15 protein-coding genes and 1 pseudogene are annotated in these 19,262 nt (G+C 57.1%); 3 read left to right on the forward strand and 13 right to left on the reverse strand.

Annotation, left to right across the window (positions count from 1 at the left end):
* Positions 1 to 134: 134 nt before the first annotated feature.
* The 6 genes from QMG40_RS02410 to QMG40_RS02435 form a co-directional block, all read right to left on the reverse strand.
* On the reverse strand, positions 135 to 4,601 hold the full coding sequence (locus QMG40_RS02410; protein ID WP_283527522.1) for an NACHT domain-containing protein: 4,467 nt from the start codon (positions 4,599 to 4,601) through the stop codon (positions 135 to 137).
* A gap of 335 nt (positions 4,602 to 4,936) precedes the next feature.
* Positions 4,937 to 5,425, reverse strand: coding sequence for a DUF6998 domain-containing protein (locus tag QMG40_RS02415; protein ID WP_283527524.1), 489 nt, complete (start codon positions 5,423 to 5,425; stop codon positions 4,937 to 4,939).
* A 1,163-nt stretch (positions 5,426 to 6,588) separates the two neighbouring features.
* Complete coding sequence (locus QMG40_RS02420; RefSeq protein WP_283527526.1) at positions 6,589 to 7,782, reverse strand: IS30 family transposase; 1,194 nt, start codon at positions 7,780 to 7,782, stop codon at positions 6,589 to 6,591.
* Positions 7,783 to 8,128: 346 nt separating this feature from the next.
* Positions 8,129 to 8,623: a hypothetical protein gene (locus tag QMG40_RS02425; protein WP_283527528.1), complete on the reverse strand. Its 495-nt coding sequence runs from the start codon at positions 8,621 to 8,623 to the stop codon at positions 8,129 to 8,131.
* Positions 8,624 to 8,806: 183 nt separating this feature from the next.
* Positions 8,807 to 9,295, reverse strand: coding sequence for an anthrone oxygenase family protein (locus tag QMG40_RS02430; protein WP_283527530.1), 489 nt, complete (start codon positions 9,293 to 9,295; stop codon positions 8,807 to 8,809).
* Positions 9,292 to 10,134 carry a Rossmann-fold NAD(P)-binding domain-containing protein gene (locus QMG40_RS02435; RefSeq protein ID WP_283527532.1) on the reverse strand — a complete coding sequence of 281 codons (843 nt, stop codon included), beginning with the start codon at positions 10,132 to 10,134 and terminating at the stop codon, positions 9,292 to 9,294. Before QMG40_RS02435 ends, QMG40_RS02430 begins: the two co-directional genes overlap by 4 nt.
* Positions 10,135 to 10,214: 80 nt before the next feature.
* On the opposite strand from QMG40_RS02435, the gene QMG40_RS02440 reads away from it, so the two are divergent.
* Both QMG40_RS02440 and QMG40_RS02445 read left to right on the forward strand, forming a co-directional pair.
* On the forward strand, positions 10,215 to 11,201 hold the full coding sequence (locus tag QMG40_RS02440; RefSeq protein WP_283527534.1) for an AraC family transcriptional regulator: 987 nt from the start codon (positions 10,215 to 10,217) through the stop codon (positions 11,199 to 11,201).
* A 250-nt stretch (positions 11,202 to 11,451) separates the two neighbouring features.
* Positions 11,452 to 12,417 (forward strand): alpha/beta fold hydrolase, encoded by a 966-nt coding sequence (locus tag QMG40_RS02445; RefSeq protein ID WP_283527536.1) that lies wholly within the window; start codon positions 11,452 to 11,454, stop codon positions 12,415 to 12,417.
* Between the two features lie 42 nt (positions 12,418 to 12,459).
* On the opposite strand, the gene QMG40_RS02450 is transcribed toward QMG40_RS02445, so the two are convergent.
* Both QMG40_RS02450 and QMG40_RS02455 read right to left on the reverse strand, forming a co-directional pair.
* Complete coding sequence (locus QMG40_RS02450) at positions 12,460 to 12,915, reverse strand: WYL domain-containing protein (RefSeq protein ID WP_283527538.1); 456 nt, start codon at positions 12,913 to 12,915, stop codon at positions 12,460 to 12,462.
* Positions 12,869 to 13,456 carry a helix-turn-helix transcriptional regulator gene (locus QMG40_RS02455; protein ID WP_283527540.1) on the reverse strand — a complete coding sequence of 196 codons (588 nt, stop codon included), beginning with the start codon at positions 13,454 to 13,456 and terminating at the stop codon, positions 12,869 to 12,871. The genes QMG40_RS02450 and QMG40_RS02455 overlap by 47 nt, the downstream gene beginning before the upstream one ends.
* 61 nt (positions 13,457 to 13,517) lie before the next feature.
* Between QMG40_RS02455 and QMG40_RS02460 the strand changes: the two genes are divergently transcribed.
* Positions 13,518 to 14,681: an epoxide hydrolase family protein gene (locus QMG40_RS02460; RefSeq protein WP_283527541.1), complete on the forward strand. Its 1,164-nt coding sequence runs from the start codon at positions 13,518 to 13,520 to the stop codon at positions 14,679 to 14,681.
* Positions 14,682 to 14,789: 108 nt separating this feature from the next.
* On the opposite strand, the gene QMG40_RS02465 is transcribed toward QMG40_RS02460, so the two are convergent.
* The 5 genes and pseudogenes from QMG40_RS02465 to QMG40_RS02485 all read right to left on the reverse strand — a co-directional run bounded on the left by QMG40_RS02465 (position 14,790) and on the right by QMG40_RS02485 (position 19,235).
* Positions 14,790 to 15,065, reverse strand: a complete 276-nt coding sequence (locus QMG40_RS02465; RefSeq protein ID WP_283527543.1) for a hypothetical protein — start codon at positions 15,063 to 15,065, stop codon at positions 14,790 to 14,792.
* Positions 15,066 to 15,452: 387 nt separating this feature from the next.
* Positions 15,453 to 16,136 (reverse strand): DUF4166 domain-containing protein, encoded by a 684-nt coding sequence (locus QMG40_RS02470; protein WP_283527545.1) that lies wholly within the window; start codon positions 16,134 to 16,136, stop codon positions 15,453 to 15,455.
* A gap of 2 nt (positions 16,137 to 16,138) precedes the next feature.
* Positions 16,139 to 16,942 (reverse strand): SRPBCC family protein, encoded by an 804-nt coding sequence (locus tag QMG40_RS02475; protein ID WP_283527547.1) that lies wholly within the window; start codon positions 16,940 to 16,942, stop codon positions 16,139 to 16,141.
* Between the two features lie 682 nt (positions 16,943 to 17,624).
* Positions 17,625 to 18,145 (reverse strand): annotated as a pseudogene (locus QMG40_RS02480) (IS110 family transposase); the annotation flags it as partial.
* Between the two features lie 508 nt (positions 18,146 to 18,653).
* Positions 18,654 to 19,235 (reverse strand): TetR/AcrR family transcriptional regulator, encoded by a 582-nt coding sequence (locus QMG40_RS02485; RefSeq protein WP_283527549.1) that lies wholly within the window; start codon positions 19,233 to 19,235, stop codon positions 18,654 to 18,656.
* Positions 19,236 to 19,262: the final 27 nt, after the last annotated feature.

A 19,262-nucleotide genomic window follows, 5' to 3' on the forward strand; every position in this document is an offset into this window, starting at 1 on the left:
TTAAATGGGAGCAACTATGTTCAAAGCATGGCAAAAAAGATCATTCGTCCTCAACGAATCAGGACCGTTCTTCCCCATGTTCATCAACATGGGTGACCTCGGTGAAGAGGTCTGAGGGACACTCCGCTGTCGGCTTAGGTGATGACGGTAGGCCGTGTCATCCGAAAGAGGATGGGAATCACATTGCGGCCAGTGTCGATACGTATTTGTTGCGCCTGCGCTTCGAGGTTTGTGGCGACATCACTCAAGTTGAGGCGCCTGGCCGATGCACGGCGATGGTCCGAGGTGTCACTCCACTGCTCAAGACTGGCGCAAAAGACGATGTAAATCCCGGCAACACTGTCGACTTCGGGCAAATACCTCGAGGCTAGTTGAGTTTCCTGTGACGACATAAGACCCGCGTTCCACGACCCTTTTACTTCGATGACCACTTTCGTCTCGTTGGGTGGGCCTGAAGTCCCTACGTTGTTGAAGCTGCGTGATTGAACATACAGATCGGTGCGTTCTCCTGCCCCTTGGTGATTTGTGGGTTTGATCATCACTTCACGATTCACGATAACCGCTCTGTTTCTGAAGTGCAGATCCAGGGCAAAGGCCAGATAGGCACACATGGCGGCCTCTGATTTCGGTTGCCACAGCTCACCGACACCCTCGCCCGTGTAGTTCTTGGGGATCATGTTCCAAAGGAGGTCAGCGAGAATTGACTGGTTGGATTCCAGTTCCGCAATCACTTGGTGGACGACTGATGCCAGTTCTGCGTCCGTGCGTGCAAACCTGCGGTTTGAGTAGGCGAGCAGGCTATTGACCTCGCCCGGCGTCGGTTGTTGCCATTCCGATTCGGACAATCTGTCGCGAATCTCCAAAAGTACTGCACGTAAGTTTAGGTCTTCCGGGTTATGCAAGTGGAGATCTTTCAATTGGGCAAGTGCTTCGGCTGTGCCCACTGCGGCTATTTGAGCTGGTAGGGAGTCTCTCCAGCGGCCAGCCTCCTCTTCAGGGCCTACAGTATGAACGCCCGAGGGAGATGGAACCCGAGGAAAGAGATCGTCGAGCCAGTCGTATTGTTCTCTCAAAGTTGTCGGTGAAAATGCAGTGAGCGGAGGTAGAAACTGCCTCGGTCTCGCGGCAGCCAAAGCCATGTCGCGAGAGAGTATTTCATCGCTTTTTGCCGTCTGCTGGATGACCTGCCACGAGGCGTCCGTGCCGTAAGCCATCAATAGACTGGCCGCCTCGATCGTCCACGATCTGCTGACTTTGTTGTTTGATCTGATGATCCCTTCAAGAAGCGCGAGCCCCCTCGCGGGATCGGAGTCAACGATCTTCTTGACGATCGCATGCCAGGTCATGAGCTTCATAGATAATTCGTGATCCGGATAACTGGCATCAGCCTGGCCCCCGGCAGCTGCCTTGGACTTCGTCAAACCACCGGCTTCACGAATGTGTTCTTCCAAAGAGCACCATAGCTCCAGAATCTGAGGGTGCCAGGCCGTATCAATGAGCTCGATCTCATCGGAATAAGACCGCCACTGGGTTTCAGTACCAATGCACCGTCTGAGAACAGACATAAAATGCTCTGGCGCATTCGTAAGGCCAAGTTTGAGAAGTGCCTGCCGGCGTTTTCGGGAACTTTCGTCACTGCTGGTAGCCCAAAAGGTGATGATCGAGCCGCACCATTTCGCCCAAGCTATGTCTTCCATTTTGTCTTCACTGCCGGACTGGATTAGGAGGACCAGTGCGACGTAGCCGGCAGTCGCGTATATGTTGTCTACATGCGTTTCCAGCGAATCGTCCGAATGGTCATGGGAAGACTCCAAGTAGGACCTGCTTGCCTCGACCCACAAGCCAGTGTCGGCGCTGGCTATCTTTCCCCACCCAGGAAAGGATGTAATGTCATCGGTGCGGTCGAAGCTGTAGCGGCCAGTATCTAGATCGACCATCATGGCGTTGATGAGGTTCGCATATACCAATGCGTCTGAACCAGGTCGTGCAGCAAGTAGGTCGTCACTCGAGGCAGTCCACTTCTCGACAAAACCGACTCGGCCAGGCCACTGCCGTTGTCCTAGTCTCTTGGCGTATTCGTGTCTCTCTCGAAGCTCCTTAGCCTCCGTTGAATCTATCTCAATAGCTTCGAAGAACTTACAAGCCGTCTTGGCGTAGCGTCTTCCATTGTGGTGCCACAATAGTTCACCCACTCCAGGGTCGTCCATATTCGTGATGGCAAAGACGAAGGCATCAATGACGTCAGCTAGTTCGGATTCGATGTCTGATAGTCCGGCCCCGACGCCGAGAAGCCACTCGAGATCAGGGGGACTCAGGAGGTTGGAGTCCCCGGCGGGTCCGTCGGAAGCGACCATGGTCCTCGATTTGCCTCGATTTGATTGCAATCGTATATTCGAGATCATATGAGCCAAATACCACAGGGTTCCCTCACTTCCACCGCCGATGGCTGCTGCTCTGGCCAAAGATACGACCAATCGTCGTCGTGTCCCTTCAGGGAGAACTTCCTTCCAAAGCTCAACTGGTTCGTCGTCGCCTAGGGAATCAAGGATGATTTTGGCGATGATGTCCATCGCCTCTTGACCAAGGCGAAGTTCCAGTGCTCGGTTGACAATCTGTGCTCGGATTGTGCGCGAAGGGGTGGCTTCGTGCTGGTCGGCTTCGCTGCCCGCAGACTCCGCGGACTCAGAATCCGTGGCCGCGGCACCCGCAAGCCAATTAAGCAGTTCGTCTACGTGTTCTGACGGAATCCTGTCCGAGAGTCCGAGGACGAAAGTCGTCAGAACGCCAAACATCTCCGGGTTAGCGGGTCTCGACAGGTGCAAGCTGAGCTGCGTTGCATCAAGTTCCGTTGGATACATAAGCGTCAATAACTGCCCCCTAAGTTCGTCGAAACGATCAACAGCCAGAATCCTCTCCCGTGTCACCAACGACCCAAGTACCTTTCGCGCAGTGGACTTGGTCTCCTTCACCGAAATATCCCAGGCAACCCTGGCAGCGTGTGCCCGAATGTGAGCAGGTGCCGCTTCATTGTCCAAAGTTGCTAGTAGTGCGGGCAGGAAAATTGGGTCTGGAAGTTGTTCCATCAATCGCAAAACGAGACGGAGCCCAGCTGCAGCGTCCCACGAGGAATCGTCGGACTTTGTGAAGTGGAGGTAGGCATCGTTGACTACGGCGCTTACCCCGTCAAAGCGTAGGAAGTTGAAGTTTCTTTGCCAGCGGAGATTGCTGAGTTCATAGTCCCCTGCGTTCTTCAACAGCACTCTGATGACCATCGTTCGAACTTGGTCTGACGAAATTAGTCGAGCGTGTTCAATGATCGTGAGGGGATCAGCATCTAGAATCCAACCGTTGCGATCCGGATCCATAGCCACGAGCCACGATGCAAACTCCCGATGTGGAGCGGCAATTCTAGAATCCTTCGGAAGATGCGCGGGCACCAGTATCTGTCGGATCTGGTCGGCAGAGGATCCAGAGTCGACGAATCTTTTGGCGGCCAGGAATGCCACGATGGAGCCGTGTCTGAATGTGAAGCCGCTGGTCTGGCTCCCAATGAATAGCGGGCTCCTCAAGACTTGTATGACTATGTCATTCGATACCAGCAACCTTGTGTCGCCGATGCTAAGCCGGCTGCCGACAATTGATTCAGCTGACCATCGATGGTCATCTTCAACCGGAACTCCAGACTCGTGCATAGTAAGTCGACTTGAGATCAGTGAAATGGCGGCCAGCTGTTCGGCAACAAGAAGTAACTCCTCTGTAGAGAAGCTTGGACTACGCCGTCCTGAAGATTCAGCGTCATAGCCCTTCAGGAGTACCGCAGCCGCTCGGTGGAAAACCTGAAGGAGATCGCCAGGGAGCGTTTCATCCGATTCAAATACTCGGGCAAGCATGACCAAGGTCAGTGGATATGCACCGAGGGCACCAAGTCCGCGATCAGCAATCTGCTGGATGAAGGCTGAAGCCCGGCTCAAACTGCAAGACAAGGAGAACTCAGCCATGCTGGTGGCTTGTTCTACGGTTAGAGGTAAAAGGTCGACTGTCTTGGTAGCGACGCCGGCTCGAACAAAGGCATCCTTAGCACCTGCCGGGAAGTCGGCGGTTCGACAAACAACTAGGACCAATACTCCTTGAAGGTTTTTAGGTCCCAGCAACCTTGCGATCCAGTCCAGCAGGCGGGATGATTTTCCCGATTCATCAACCTGGTCTATGACAACAACAAGGTTTGTTTCAGCCCTTTCCTCTTTGCAGGCCACATTGCCCGACCGTGCGCCCGGTTCGGATCGTGGCGACAACTCGGCCAGGTAGCCACCCAATTCATCCCTCGTTGCCTGAAGACTTGCATCAATGTCCTGTGCATGCAGCTCAACTATCGGGCAGCCGGAAATGGAAGCAAGGGATTGTGCCACTTGATGGGACGCCACGCTCTTTCCGATACCCGGTTCGCCCAGTAGAAAAACGACTGAGTGTTTGGAGACAACTTCCGATAGGAAGGTTGGATCCCGGTCAAAATTGCAACAATCGTCGGCTCGGGAAGCGTCAAGAAATCCGGAATCCAACGAGTAGGAGGGTGCAACAGTATTGACCTCCGGCAAGTTGGGCATTGGTAGCTCGCTTCGGTCAACGACCATTCGGGGGATGGCAACGAATCGATTGGCGCGCATATTCATCGGGGACTTCTCCAAAATTAGTCAGGTATTCAAGGCATTGGAAACGCCCAACAACAAAAGTGGGCGAATTTCGGGCCGTCAATTGCGACATGGACAGACGACCATCGACCATGGACGGCCGAGGCAACAGGTACGGTTTTTCAATTGCAAGTTGATCCTCCTGAATACCAACTTGGTGAGTTCGACGAACGCCGGCATCCACAGTGCCGACGCGCCTGCTCTAGGAAGAACGCGCATCTTGTCGTTCGCACCTCATACACACTCGTGCACTAGGCAACGCCGAGCCCGCGGAATTCGTCGTATGCAGCCCGAAAAGTTGCGGTCACATCGCGTCCATTCGCACGCGCCCGACCCATTGGGAGCCGCGGACCCTGCGCGTGCGGGCTGACGAGGGAACGTAGCTCTGCCACGTCGTACTCGTGCGCCCAGTCGAGATCATTCGATTCGCGGTCAAACCGAATACAGAGCGCAAGGTCGAAATCGAGGCTGTGGAACTGGAACATGCGGTTGTCTCCCCTCGGCAACGTTCGGGTTTTAACTTGAACGAGACGCCCATTCGTATCTGTCAGGTCATACGCCTTCGTGCCGGGCGGAGGCAACTGGCCGCCGTAGACCGCTAGCGCCAAACCCTCACCAATCTCGCCCTGGATAGCACCTGAGGTCCGTACGACCCCGCGCCTGACAAATTCTCGCTTCATGCGGGCATGTAGATCAAAAAGCTCCGAGAGTGCCAGCGTTTCAAGCTTCAAATCAGTCATGGTCTCACCTTACTGTCCACGGTCAACGGTCGTGGAGCGCCCATCCGACATAGCCAACACGGCACCGCCCGTCTATTTCATACTTTGGCAACGCCCTAATAAGACTAGCGAACCGCTTGAGAGCTTCCGAGGCCGTCCGATAAAAAACGGTTGCGGAGGAGCACTTTCGGAGGCTACTGTCAAGCTACAGAAGCCGATGCCATCATTCGAACATTTGCACTGAAATTTGACACCGTGGCGCAGTTGCCATCGGCTAGAAGTTAAACAGGCTCTTCCGAATCAAGAGTGCAGTTTCGGTCTGAACCCTCCGGATTCCAGCGACATAGGGACGTCGTCGGTGAGATATCTGACTATTTGAGGCTTTGAGGGCTTTCTTTTCGAAAACCGCACAATCAACCGGCTCCCAATGCCGCCTCGACCGCCGGCCTCTCGATCTCGGCGACACCGAATATCACTCGGGCAGCAGGCGTAAAATAGTCAATATGGACAGCAACCTCCAGGCGATTAGGAACCGCACCCGTGGCCCACTCCGCCGAGAAGTTGAACCCGAATACGGACAGCGCCACCGGCCCACGAAGAAGAGCTCCCCCTTTACTCCCCCTTTTCAAACAGAAACAACCACCGTCCACGGCATGTCATCATCTTTGAAATCGTCCAAAAGTCCCTAAAACTCAATGTTTTTGAGGGCCAACGACACACCGCGATACCTAGGTGGTGAGATTCTCTTGGTCGTGGGTTCAATTCCCGCCCGGGGCACCAAAAAACGCCTCTGACCTGCGGTTATGTTCCGCAGGTCAGAGGCGTTTCGGGCCAACTCCCCTCTTACTCCCCCAATTCGTCCAGATTTTCTTCAAATTCCATTCCCTGTTGTCAAAATGACCAGCTCCCCTTTTTCGCTCCAAGACAGGCATTTGCGGCGTCATGCCAGACGATTGCCGGGCCGCTCAAGCGGTCGATAGTACGTATTCGGCTCCGCTGCCGCTGGCCGTCGACGAGACGTGTCGTTGCCCTGAACCTCTGAGACTCTAGGGTGTTGCAGTTAGGGCACGTTCACCGGGCATTAAGACGGGCGGGGTAAACGCGAATCTGACGTCCATGGAAACACGTAGTTTGGAGAGAATTCCGAACTTGCCTGCAGACGCTCCGGTGGTGGACCGGCGAATTCAGGCGGTCGTCGCACCAGCGGGGTTCTTAGGTTCCGATAGTAGCTGTTCCATGGCGTGTGCGGGGGTGATTCCTCCGAGGACTTTGCGGGGTCGTGCGTTGAGCTCGGTGGCGACTTCCAGCAGCCGCTTCGGTGAATGCACAGACAAATCCGTGCCTTTGGGGAAGTACTGGCGCAGGAGCCCATTGGTATTCTCGTTGGTTCCGCGCTGCCAAGGCGAGTGAGGGTCGCAGAAGTAGATGTCTATTTTCGTTGCCAGGGTGATTTTCTTGTGCTGGGCCAGCTCGGTTCCCTGGTCCCAGGTCAGCGACTTGCGCAAGTGCTCCGGCAAGGCGTTGAAAGCCTTCACCAGCCCATCTCGGACAGCGATGGCACCGTGGTCGTTGGGCAGATGGACCAATATCGTGAATCTGCTTTGCCGCTCCACCAACGTGGCCATCGCTGAGCGGCAGTTTGACCCCAGCACTAAATCGCCTTCCCAATGCCCGGGCACGGCTCGGTCATCGACCTCCGCGGGTCGTTCACTGATCAAAATCATGTCCGAGATCTTGGCAGGCCGCTTTCCGGTGGAGCGTCTCACTCGCCTGACGGCGCGACCGGTCCGCAGGTGTTGATGCAGGTCAGCACCCAAATACCCGCGTCCCTGCGAATACAGCGCTTGGTAGATCGTTTCAGGACACACCCGCATCTCGGCCCGATCTGGGAACGTTGCGCTGAGATGGTCGCTGATCTGCACCGGGCTCCACTTCACGCATAACTTAGCCTGCACCACCTCGGCCAGTTCCACGTCGTCGAACTTGCTGGACTTAGGGCGACACCCGCGTGAGTCGGCCTTCCTCTGAGCCGCATACGGAGCATATTTCCCGCGACCACGTTTACTCTTGGCTGAGCCATTGCGACATAGCTCCCTGCTGATCGTCGAAGCAGCACGGTCCGTCTGTATCGCGATTGACCGTGCACTGAAGCCAGCAAGGTGAAGGTCTGCGATCCTCAGCCGCTCATCCAACGACAGATACCGACCCGATGGCTCAGGTTTCTTCCGCGGGATCCGCCCGCCAGTTGCTTGCCGCCAACGCCGGCCTGTTCGTCGATTCACTCCTACAGCGTTGCACGCCGCAATCAACGTCGAACCTTGGGCCATCAACACCCAGAACTGGGCTTCCCTTTGAATACGCTCTTTCTTTGACAGCATGCACAACACCTCACAACAAAGGGGTGGTGCAACGACCGATTGAACTCGCCACCGGCTAACGGGACACGGAGAAAAGCCATTCCGAACAACGCTCTGACAGGACGCCGCCAAAAACCTCGTGGGTCGCTATCCGCGGGTTTGACACGAGATGTGTTGTCCATCTGCGACGCTAACGTCAATGACGAATCAGGATATTTCGCACACTCACTCAACACCTACGATCGCGGGAACGATTTTTCCACACTGGGTCACCGAGAACAATCACCCAGCGCATCACTAGGAGGACTCCGCTGCAACGCTCGCGTGGCCAACGGTATGGGGGATACGCGCATTTGCTACTGTCCTCCTAGGTAACCGGCAACGCTCTCTTCCGAGCCGTTGCCTTGATCGCCACCGTCACCATCACCAACGCAACGACGACAAGGAATGCGAGCCCGCTGGCTATGTACAGGGGTGCCACCAACGCGAACGCTGCCTCGGAATTCCAATCGAAATAGGTATCGCCCACGGAGTTCAGATTGCTAAATGACATGAAGAAGTATGCTGGCGCACCCAGGGTAATAATTCCAGCCCACAGTGACACTGCTGCCCAGTTCGGAAGTGTGGTTCGGCGGAAAAGAGTCGTCACGCCCCAAAGAAGACCGAGCAATAAGCCGAGCGCAGCGAAGACGAAGCCCGGTATCGTGCTGTAGTTCTGACCGGCAGCATGCATATCAGCAATCGTCGTTTCAAGCGGCATCTCGCTCACGGCGACCACGGCCCAATCATTCATCAACGTCGCTCCAAGCAGGGCATAAACGATGATCGCAACGATTCCGAGGAGTGTAAGCAGTATCCGCATCATGCAAGGCTAGCAGCGGCCCCCAACCGATTTTCCACTATCAGGAATCCTCTCAACAGCCTATGGCCTCGGCGGAGAACCTCTCGAACTACATGCAGATGGGTGAAAATGCCGGATCCACTTTCACACCCATGAATTGTTGGCGGGCGTAGCGCTTAGGGTTGATGGACGACACAGGGGTGATCATGACGCTCTTGATAGCGGATCGGCCAGAAGGATCGTCGCGGCGACTGCGGTCGATCCCCGCAGAAGGTTCGCTGTGCTCCAGCGACGCTCAAAAGCAGTCCATTGCGCTGCGGATTCAAGGGAATCAGGGGTAACCCGGGCGAGGGCATTGTTGAGGGGAACGTTGCGTGCGACGGTGATGCCGAACGACGCGAGAGCCAAGGCAGCACCGACCATACGGCTTGGATTTTCTAGCGCGGCACCACCTGTTGCTGTTTCGGAAACGACCACGGCGACGGAGGCGGCTGCCCCAGCGAAGAAAACGGTCATGAAGGGCAGACGGACCACGCTGTCGTTGATACGTTGCATCGCAGTGACGGCATCGGTTACGGGCAGGGTACGAAGTGCGGGCATGACAATCGCCGAGAAGGCGAAGTAGACCCCTCCGGTGACCCCTGCTCCTAAAGCTGAGGTGATCGTGACGGCGGATATGAACGTGCTGGTCATGCACGTGCCTCACTGCGCAGGTTCCAGGTGCCGTGGGCAGCAACGCGGCGGGCATATTCGGTGAAGTCTGTCCCGGGCCGGCCAAGGGCAGATTCCAGATCGTCGGTGAGGGAGGCATTGCGTCCATCGAGGATCGATTCGAAAAGTTCCGCGAGGGGCTGGGCATCATCGTGCGGGATTCCGTCTTGGGCGAGGTCGGTTACGAACTCCTCAGCCGTACTGGGTGAGTAATCAATGTGGCGTCCGGAGGCTGCGGAGATCTCGGCTGCCACGTCGTACATGGACAACAGTCTGGGCCCGGTCACCTCATACACGGTCCCCGCATGGCCCTGCTCGATGAGTGCTTTGCTTGCGATCTCGGCAAGATCGTCAATATCGATAAATGGTTCCAGTACGTCCCCGGCAGGGAGGATGAGCCGCCCGCGTAGAACAGGACCGAGGAGGAAATGCTCGCTAAAATTCTGGGCAAACCATGCAGAGCGGATTATCGTCCATTCTGCGGCGCTCTCTTGCACTGCTCTTTCGCTAGCCAGGGCGCCCTCTTCCCCGCGACCTGAGAGCAGCACCAAGCGATTCACGCCCGAGTTGCGCGCCTGCTCAGCGAACTCCCCGATCAGTTCTGATACCCCGGGAAAAGCCAGATCCGGGAAATAGCATATATACGCAGCAGAGACTCCAAGGAGCGCATTCTTCCAGGTAGAGCGGTCCTCCCATATGAACGGTGGATTCTTTTGCCTAGAAGCGACACGGGTTTGGATGCCGCGCTCGTGAAGATGACGAACGATGCGGCCACCAGTGCGGCCGGTTCCACCAAGTACAAGGACATTAGGATTAGTCATGGCACCAGCCAATCGCATTTACCCCGGACTGTGAATAGTTCAAAGGTGTAGATTCATGCGTGATCGTCTAGATTCGTCCTATGGGCCCGTTGACACATCTCCTAGATGGCCCACGGGCGCGCCGCGCCTTTGGGCTCCGTATGGTCATGTCACCTGGTTGGTCCATTCTCGTACAGGATCAAGCACCCCTGACTGTCATGGCCATGATGTCAGGCACCGCATCCCTGGAAGCAAATAACGAACGAATCTTGCTGAAGCAAGGCGACGTTGTTCTCGTCCGAGGCCCAGACCCGTATACCGTGACAGATGACTTCTCCCGCGCCCCGGATGTGGTTATTCACCCCGGGCAGCGGTGCACGTCCCCTTCCGGAGAAGATGTTCATACGAGTCTGACGCATGGAATACGCACCTGGGGAAACGCCTGTTTAGGTGCAACGACGATGCTCATCGGCACCTACGAAACCGAGGCGGAGGTTGGCGCGGCCGTCACGAACGCATTACCCAACATAGCTTTAGTTCCTTCCGGTCACATCAACCCCTCCCTGCTGGACTTCCTTGAAGGAGAAATCACCACCGAGGCACCAGGACAAGGCAGCGTCATCGACCGACTGCTCGATGTGCTGCTCGTCCATTCAATCCGCGCATGGGCCACACTCAACCCCAATTCGGCACGGGGCTGGCTCGCCGGTGGTACCGACCCCATCAGTGCCCAAACGCTAACGCTCTTCCATGGATCCCCCGCCGAGCCCTGGAACCTTGAATCGATCGCACAGCGCCTCAACGTATCTCGGGCAACCCTGGCGAACAGGTTCCGCGCCACCGTGGGCGAACCACCCATGACTTACCTGACGAATTGGCGGATGCTCCTTGCCAGCGAACTGCTTGCCGACCCACGGCTCACAACCGCGCAGATCGCCACCGAGGTCGGGTATGGAAGTCCTTTCGCCTTGAGTACTGCCTTCAAGAGAAGATTCGGGGTGAGCCCAACCCGATACAGAGACCAAACCTATCCAATAGCTGCTGCAGTGACGATTTTCTCCCCAACCGGAAGCTCGCCCCACCGGTGAAAATCCAGGCCAAACACCCGACAAAACTCCTTCCATGGACCCGCCTGATTCAGCGCATACCTCCTCGTCTAGGGTTCGCCAAACGCCCCGTACGCCGTTCCCGCTACGGGCGTGAAACTGTCTTGCTGTCCCCTTGTGAAAATCTCAATTGATCTGAATTTTTGGTCCATCGAAAAGATTTGTAGGCTGGGAAACTCTTCTCCTAAATATCCAGGAGATGCAATTTTGCACGGTTAGCGATGAGGCAACAATGAATGAGGCTCCACGAGCACACGGGTTGCTGACCGTCGAGGACGGCCAGGGCATCTATTGGGAGGAGTGGGGATCGCCCGACGGTGTTCCCGCACTTTGCTTGCATGGCGGCCCGGGTGGCACGCTTGGTGCCAGCGGGTACCGACATCGCTTTGACCTAACGCGTACTCGTGTCATCGGATTCGAGCAACGCGGCTGCGGACGTTCCATCCCCCATGCCTCAGACCCCGATACATCCCTGCACACCAACACCACCGCGCATCTCATCAACGATATCGAGGCACTGCGCGGGTCATTAGGTGTAGAAGCCTGGATCCTCAACGGCGTATCCTGGGGTTCAACCTTGGCTCTCGCCTATGCGCAGGCCCACCCTATGCGCGTCACCGGCATTGTTCTCTTTGCCGTGACAACTACGAGCAGACAAGAAGTTGATTGGATCTCGGAAGGTGTTGGCAAGATCTTTCCGGAAGCTTGGAGCAGATTTGCCTCGCACGCAGAACGCAGCGGAATCGGATTTCAGCGTGATGAGAGTCGTTTGGTTGAGGCCTACGCTCAGCTCTTGAACTCAGCAGATCCTGATACTCGCGCCGCGGCTTCTAGTGAGTGGGCGCTGTGGGAGGACACCCACGTTTCTATCGGTGCCGTCGGATTCAAGCGTGATCCTCGGTGGGAGAACGATGCGTTCCGGCTGGCCTTTGCCAGGCTCACCACGCACTACTGGGCGCACGACGGGTTTTGTGAACCTCCGCTGCTTGAACGCATGGGCCGCATACGGCAAATACCGGGAACACTCATCCACGGACGGCGTGATTTTTCCGGTCCCGCCATCACCGCTTGGGAAGTGCATCGTCACTGGCCAGGCTCGGTACTCATCATTGATGACGGTGAGGGACATGGCGGCAAAAGCATGCTCGAGCATTGGAGCCATGCAAATGCCGAACTCGTCGCAAGACAACTCGGCTGATACACGAATCTGTCGAGTCGTCACTTATCCGCTCAGTCTTCGTCATGTGAAGCGTTCCCGTGCGGGGTTGTCGACGGCGATGTGGGTAATGTCTTTTGCGAGATCGGTAAATGCGGCGCGGAGTTCGGCTGGCTCCAGGACGGTGAGGCGGGCGCCGATTAGCAGCAGCCATCTGGCCATTGCCGCATAGCTGTCGGCGCCGGCGTTCACAATGCATGTTTCAGGAGTTTCTTCGGTGACCGTCCCCCATGTTGGTTTGATCCACGGAGCGACTGTGTTGATGGGGGCGTGTACCCGGACGGTCCCGGTGACCTGCCGCCATCCCTCTGCTAGTTGAGCTGTCACATATTCGTGCAGGTTCTCGGCGGGTGGTTTCCGTGGGTAGCTGGGTTTGTTCGTGATCTGCGCCCCGCTGAGCCGGTCGACCCGGAAGGTGCGCCATGCGTCCGCCTCAATAGTGTAGGCGATGAGGTACCAGCGGCCCATCGAGTGCCTCATGTAGCGGTTCTAGCCGCCGTTTTCCTGACTCACCGGAGTAGCGCCGGTAGCTACATGCGACTTGTCGGCGTTCGCGGCAGGCCCGCGCGAGGAGCACGAGCATGGTGATGTTGACCGGATTCATTGTTGCCCCGATTGATGTCCCCAAGTCCAGACTGCTGGTGTGGTCCAGAACCACTTCAACGACGGGATGTAGTCGGGGCGGCATGACTCTGTGCAGTTTGTCGAACGCACTCAAGGCGCCTTCGACCGTGCCCGGGTCCGAGTGGGCCACCGCGTCCCGGAGGGCGACCAATACGGCGACAGCCTCATCGGTGTCAAACATGAGAGGCGGCAAGGTTGCCCCGGCCTCGAGTTGATAACCTCCACCAGCACCCAACACGGCCGCGACGGGGTAGCCCAGATCACGCAATAGACCGATGTCACGCAGCACAGTGCGTGGCGTCACCTCGAGCTCTTCAGCAAGTTGATTCGCGTTCCAGTCGCATCGTCGCTGAAGGAGCGCCAGCAATTTCAGTAGTCGTCCGGAGGTATCCCACATGAATCCATCATGGCGCAGAAAGAGGCCAAGAGCTGTCCGCTATGCCTGCAAGAGTGTTCTCATGACCACCACAAACAAGACCGCCATCACTGCTTTCCACATCGCCATCCCCCAAACAGAGCTAGACGAATTGGCCACCCGGCTCCGCGCGACCCGATTTCCGGCACCACTGCCTGGCGATGATTGGGACACGGGCATCCCCAGTGAGTACCTCCATGGGCTCGTCGCCACCTGGGCGGAGGACTTCGATTGGCGCGCCTTCGAAGCACGCCTGAACACGATCCCCCAGTTCACGACAGTTATCGACGGTCAACAGATCCACTTTGCGCACGTTCGCTCTGCCGTACCGGAAGCGACGCCGGTGCTCCTCACCCATGGCTGGCCCGGATCGTTTCTCGAATTCCTTGACCTGATTGACCCGCTCACCGACCCGGAATCCCACGGCGGGGACAGGGCAGATGCCATGCACCTGATCATCCCCTCGCTGCCGGGCTTCGGGTTCTCCACCCCGCTTCAAAGCAGCGGTTGGAACACCGCACGCATCGCCTCGGCATGGGTCGTGCTGATGGACCGCCTTGGCTACGATCGCTTCGTGGTCCAAGGCGGCGACGTTGGAGCCACCATCTCCCCTGAAGTTGCCCGCGTCGCACCCGAGCGGGTGATCGGCGTGCATATCAACGGAGCACTCGGCTTCCCCGGTAACATCGACAAGCAAGCTCGCGCCGCCATGAGCCCACTCGACCAAGACCGTCTGGCGCGCATCGGAACGTTCATGAACGAGGAATACGGTTACATTGCCATCCAGTCCACCCGACCCGGCCTCATCGGCGTCTCCCTTGCCGATTCGCCAGTTGCACAGCTGGCATGGATGCTCGACAAATTCCGTGCATGGACTTGGCCCCTCGAAACCACACCAGAGCAGATCCTCGGACGAGACTGGATCCTAGCGAACGCCTCCCTGTACTGGTTCACCGCCAGCGGCGGCTCGTCCGCCTACGTCGGCTACGCCCAAAACTCATGGGGTGCCACACCAACAAACTCCGGAGTGCCCACCGCGGCAATCCAATTCGCCCACGATGTCGGCATCCGATCACAATCAAACCAAACCAACACGATTGTCCGCTGGAACGACATCGAAGACCGCGGCGGTCACTTCGCCGCCCTTGAAGAACCAGCACTACTCATCAACGATCTCCGCGAATTCCTGCACGAGCTGAAGAAATGAAGTGAGGCACGGGCACTCTAACCACCACCCAACTCGCCGCTCAGGTGTCCCACATGAGGTTCCCCCTCCGATGCGTGAGGTGATGAGTGCTTGTCATGGGGATGTCGCTTACCTGGTGGCGAAGAAGGTCACCCAAACTTGAGCTCCGGCATCGACTTTGATCTCAACTGCCTGGTCCTTCGCACGATCGTCCACTGGGTATGCCACGCTGTTTCCGACGTCCAATGAGCACTTGCTCTTGCCCCAGCCCGAGCCATCTTGATTCAAAATGACTTCCCAGTCACCGGCACCCGCACAGGACACAGTTGCGCCCAACTTCTTGTATCCCTCAGGGAAAGCCCCAACTTGAATAGTCGAAGGCCCGGTCCCACTAAACTGCTTCATCACCATTGAAGACGTCGGTGAGTCCTCTACCATTGCCTTCTGCTCCCCGAAGATCTTTGTAGAGTCACCGCTCGTCTGAGTTTTTGTCTCCACCGACGTCGGAGCCGGTGGCGCATCTCCGTTCGTGCACCCAGAAAGAGCGCAAGCCAAAACTACGGATACCAATACTGACAACGAGCTATTTGTCTTCCCCATCGGGAAAGCCTACAGCTCATTACGTGGATACAACGCCTTCTTTCAACAAGCTTCAACCTAGCCGGTCCAAAATGTTTCACTGAAGGTTCGGGATACGGGGCTGTGGAGACCACAAATCGGATCTTCGGTGTATTCGCGCTCCGCGAGTGAAGAATAATTCCCGGTGTTGTAGTTGCCGGTTGCCGACGTTGCCTAGCCCCGTTTTTCCTCCCGGGCGGGTTTCAGGCGTGCGGGTGTTGCCTCGCCGACTGTGGCGGGGAATTGGCAGGTGAAGTCGCCCTTGTACCCGAAGAGGAAACCAAAACACGGGCTCCGTACTTGCATCTGAATCGTGTACACACCGCGGGCCTCGTCGTAGCTTTCATAGAGGTCGGCGGTGCCGGTGCCGATGGCAGGAAAGCTGAATGCCACCGGTCCCTCATAGAACCGCTGTCCGCTGGTTTGCAGATGCAGGGACCCATCGGGGAGAACTTCCAGAAGCAAGTCGGTGGCAAGGTGCTGGTGAGTGCCCAGGTAATCCACAATTGCGCCACGATTCTTGTTGTGCACCATGGTGGCGTCGAAACGGCGTTCCTTGGCCCCGGGCAGGTGCAGCGTCCGGACAAAAGTGACAGTAGGGCGGCCGAATCCGTCGATGTAGGGATAATTCTCGATCGTGAACGGGATATTGGTTCCCTGATCCGGAAACAGGATATTACGGAAAGCGCCTAAACGCAGAAAAGGCACCGTCCACCAAGCACCGCGGCGAACTTCAGAAAAGACGCCGGTACCCACGCACGCATAGCCAGCGGCCACATCCACACCAAAGCGTTTCTGCATCATGGGATGCAGGCGATGGAAGTCTACCCCCAGTTCAATTTCAAAGATTGAGGCCACAGCTATTCCATTTCCGTCGGTTGCTGGTTATCAAGACCCGACTGGCTGGGTTCTCGTAGGCCCGCCAGTGTCGAGGGGGCTCGTGCCGGTTTCGCATCCGGTGCATTCCGCAGGCATCGACTCGCCCGTGGGACTGACCAATGGGGCTTGACTAGGCAAGAGAGCGCAACGGCCGCCGCACCCAATGCTGCCATCGTCGCACTGCGTTTAGCGAGGGCCCGGCGGAAAAGCCCAACTGCCACCAGCACGCCGCCTATCCTGGCTCCGGCGTCCAGGAACCAGCGGTTCCGGGAATGACGGGGCTCTAGGTCCGATTCAGCCCACAGCCGCAGCCGGTCAAAGCTCAGCGCGGTGGCCCAGCCCAGTGCCGGACGAATGGTCCGGCTATCGAGGGCCTTTCCCGCCATCCCCAGGCCCGGCTCATAGTTGTATCCAGTGATGAACCGGAGCCCGTCATCGGTGGGGATGTAGCGCCAGTATCCCGACCCTGGGCCAATGGGCGAGAGTACGTCTGCCGTATCGAACTTAAGTACCGACGTTGCCTGTCCATCCGCCCGATGACGGTGCCCCAACGACGTCCCTGTCCCCTTGATCGTGTGCAGCGGAAGCAGGAACTCATAGCCAAAGCGGACCTGGCGCTGCTCATCTTCGTCGATAGGAACAATACGTGAGAACCGAAGATCCCATCGAGGGTGCATCTGCGGATCCTGGCTCAGCTCCCATACCCGCTCCATAGGGGCCCTGATGCGAATCTCAATGTAGAGCGGCTTGCGGGCCGCTACGGTCCTCCCCAATTTTTCCACCATCACATCATCTTAAACCCGGGATAGACATTGCCTTCTGCCGGCAGTCGGTCTTGATTGCGTAGGCGCCAACGTATCCTTTCAGAATGGCACCAAAACAAACCGTCACCCCACGGTCAGCCACAGATATCACCCATCTCAACGCGGCCATACCAATCAGGAAAAGCAAGGGACAGTCCCGAGGACAAGGGAACATCCGGTCCCGCTTGCGGCTACAACGACGTCGTCAACACGCATGGCCTTCTGCCATGTAATCGGGCCTATCCGATCAACCAGCCAGGCCGGCCGACAACCGTCCCGCAGACCGTTCTGCATGCGGCACAGTAGAAGGTGCCGCACCAGTGAGTAATAGCCCATGACGGAACTAGACCGCCGGGTCCCTGTTTGTAGAATTGAACTGTGGTGTCGAGATCAATGCCTCTTGAAGTTGAGGCGTGGTGTCTTCGCGTGCTCGGCCACGGCACCCTCACATCGCTGCGTGCCGATGCTGGCGGTCAAATGTCTCGTCAGTTCCGCTACGACTCCAACGGGCTAGGCGTAGTGGTCGTCAAAGTCCGAGCCGATTCCGCCGACAGGACCAGTCGATGCCTTCAAATTCAGGGCATTGCAGCGGATACCGGCTTCTCATGGGCACGGTCGCTGACCGGAGGTGACCTCCTCCAACCGGGGTTGGTGGTCAGTGCTGAGACAGTGGCTTCCGGGCATCAAGCCCCAAATCGATGGTTCGCACCAGCGCGTTGAGCGCGTTACAGTTTGCGGTGTCCTGCTGCTCCAATCTGCGCCGGCTGGCCAGCAGCACGCTGATCGCGGCACGCATGCCGTCCGAACGCAGTTGCAGCAACCGTTCCACGTCTTTTCCGAGGATACTCATCGCTGCCGCAGTTGCGTCAATCTCATCCGTCTTGCCGATTCCAGCACGGGATTTCCTGGACGGTGGCTTGACTTCAACAACGGTGATATTTTGCTGCGTCAGGATACGGGTCAGAGACGAACTGTATGACGACGTTCCCTCAATCGCAGCGAGGATAGGTGCGGTGGTGTTGCGGCGGATCCATGCAATCGCACGGCTAATGCCGGACGTGGTGACAGGGAAGACTTGGCAGCCTGTGCGGGCGCCTGTGGTGGTGTTGATAATCGCATAAGTGTGGGCCGTGCATGGGTGTCAACACCGATGACCTGAGCGTATTTTTCTGCAACGATGGTCATGGCTAGTATCCTCTCTTCCAATGTATTAATGACCATTATTTGAGGCATCAGTCTGGAAGTTGCTTCTCGTCAGGCAGTTCTCTAATGAGGCACGAACCAGTGATTCGGACAACCTTTTATTAAGCCATGGCAAGAGGTCAGGTCGACGCCGATCCACTTTGGCGGACATGTCATAGGTAAGACACCTGAGAAACCCCGGGGTCAAAAGTCATATGAGTCACGCCAAAGTAGATTGACATCGATCCTGCCAGCGGGCACCAGACCTGCCAAGAACCATTAGAGAAGTCACGCTCGGCTGGGCAGCACGTTTGGTGCGGGCCACCAACCGGCGGACGGATCGGGACGAGGACAGCCCCTCAGGTGCGTCAGTAAGCGGGTGAGTCACACCGAACTGATGACTTATTATCATCATCACAGGAAGCCGTTTGCTCGGCGGGACTCCTTACTAGCGGAACATGACCTTCATAGAACGTCCGTTTGCGGCACAGACCTGTCCCGGCATGGCCCGTCATGGGGTGGAAGCCACAACCTGATCAATGAGGAAAAGCATCGCTGCCCGAACCATAGCCTTATCATCTCCACCGTGAATATCCAGTGCAGCCCGATCAAATGACGCCGACAACAAGTTCGTTAAGGCAGTGACTTGGCGGCCAGGCATTGCGTCTTCGAGGCCTTCGCGTAGTGATGCAGCGGCATAGCCCTCATCAATTGCGGCCATCCTGACCGCACCGAGCGCTGCCGGGCCTTCGATAAGCAGAAGGCGAGTCCGTCCCGGATGGGCCATTGCATCGAGGTAGGCGACGCTACCGACTCGTAGAGTATCGATAGGGCTAGCGTTGGCCGGTGCAGCTTTCTCTATCTCCTCTGCGACCTGGCGGGCTTCCTCCTCGAGCACTGCATGCAGAACCTCGCCTTTGTCCCTGAAGTGGTGATACAGCGCGCCTCGGGTCAGTCCCGCACGCTTAACCAGCTCTGGCGTGGATGTGGCGGCGAACCCTTTCTCAACGAAAAGCGATCGTGCTGCGACAAGGAGTGTCTGGCGGGTCTGAGCACTGCGCTGTGCGTTCGTGTGAGATTGAACCTTTTGCATACATACAGTCTGTATGTTACTTTTCTT

It is taken from the genome of Arthrobacter antibioticus (assembly GCF_030063205.1).
Lineage (GTDB): Bacteria > Actinomycetota > Actinomycetes > Actinomycetales > Micrococcaceae > Specibacter.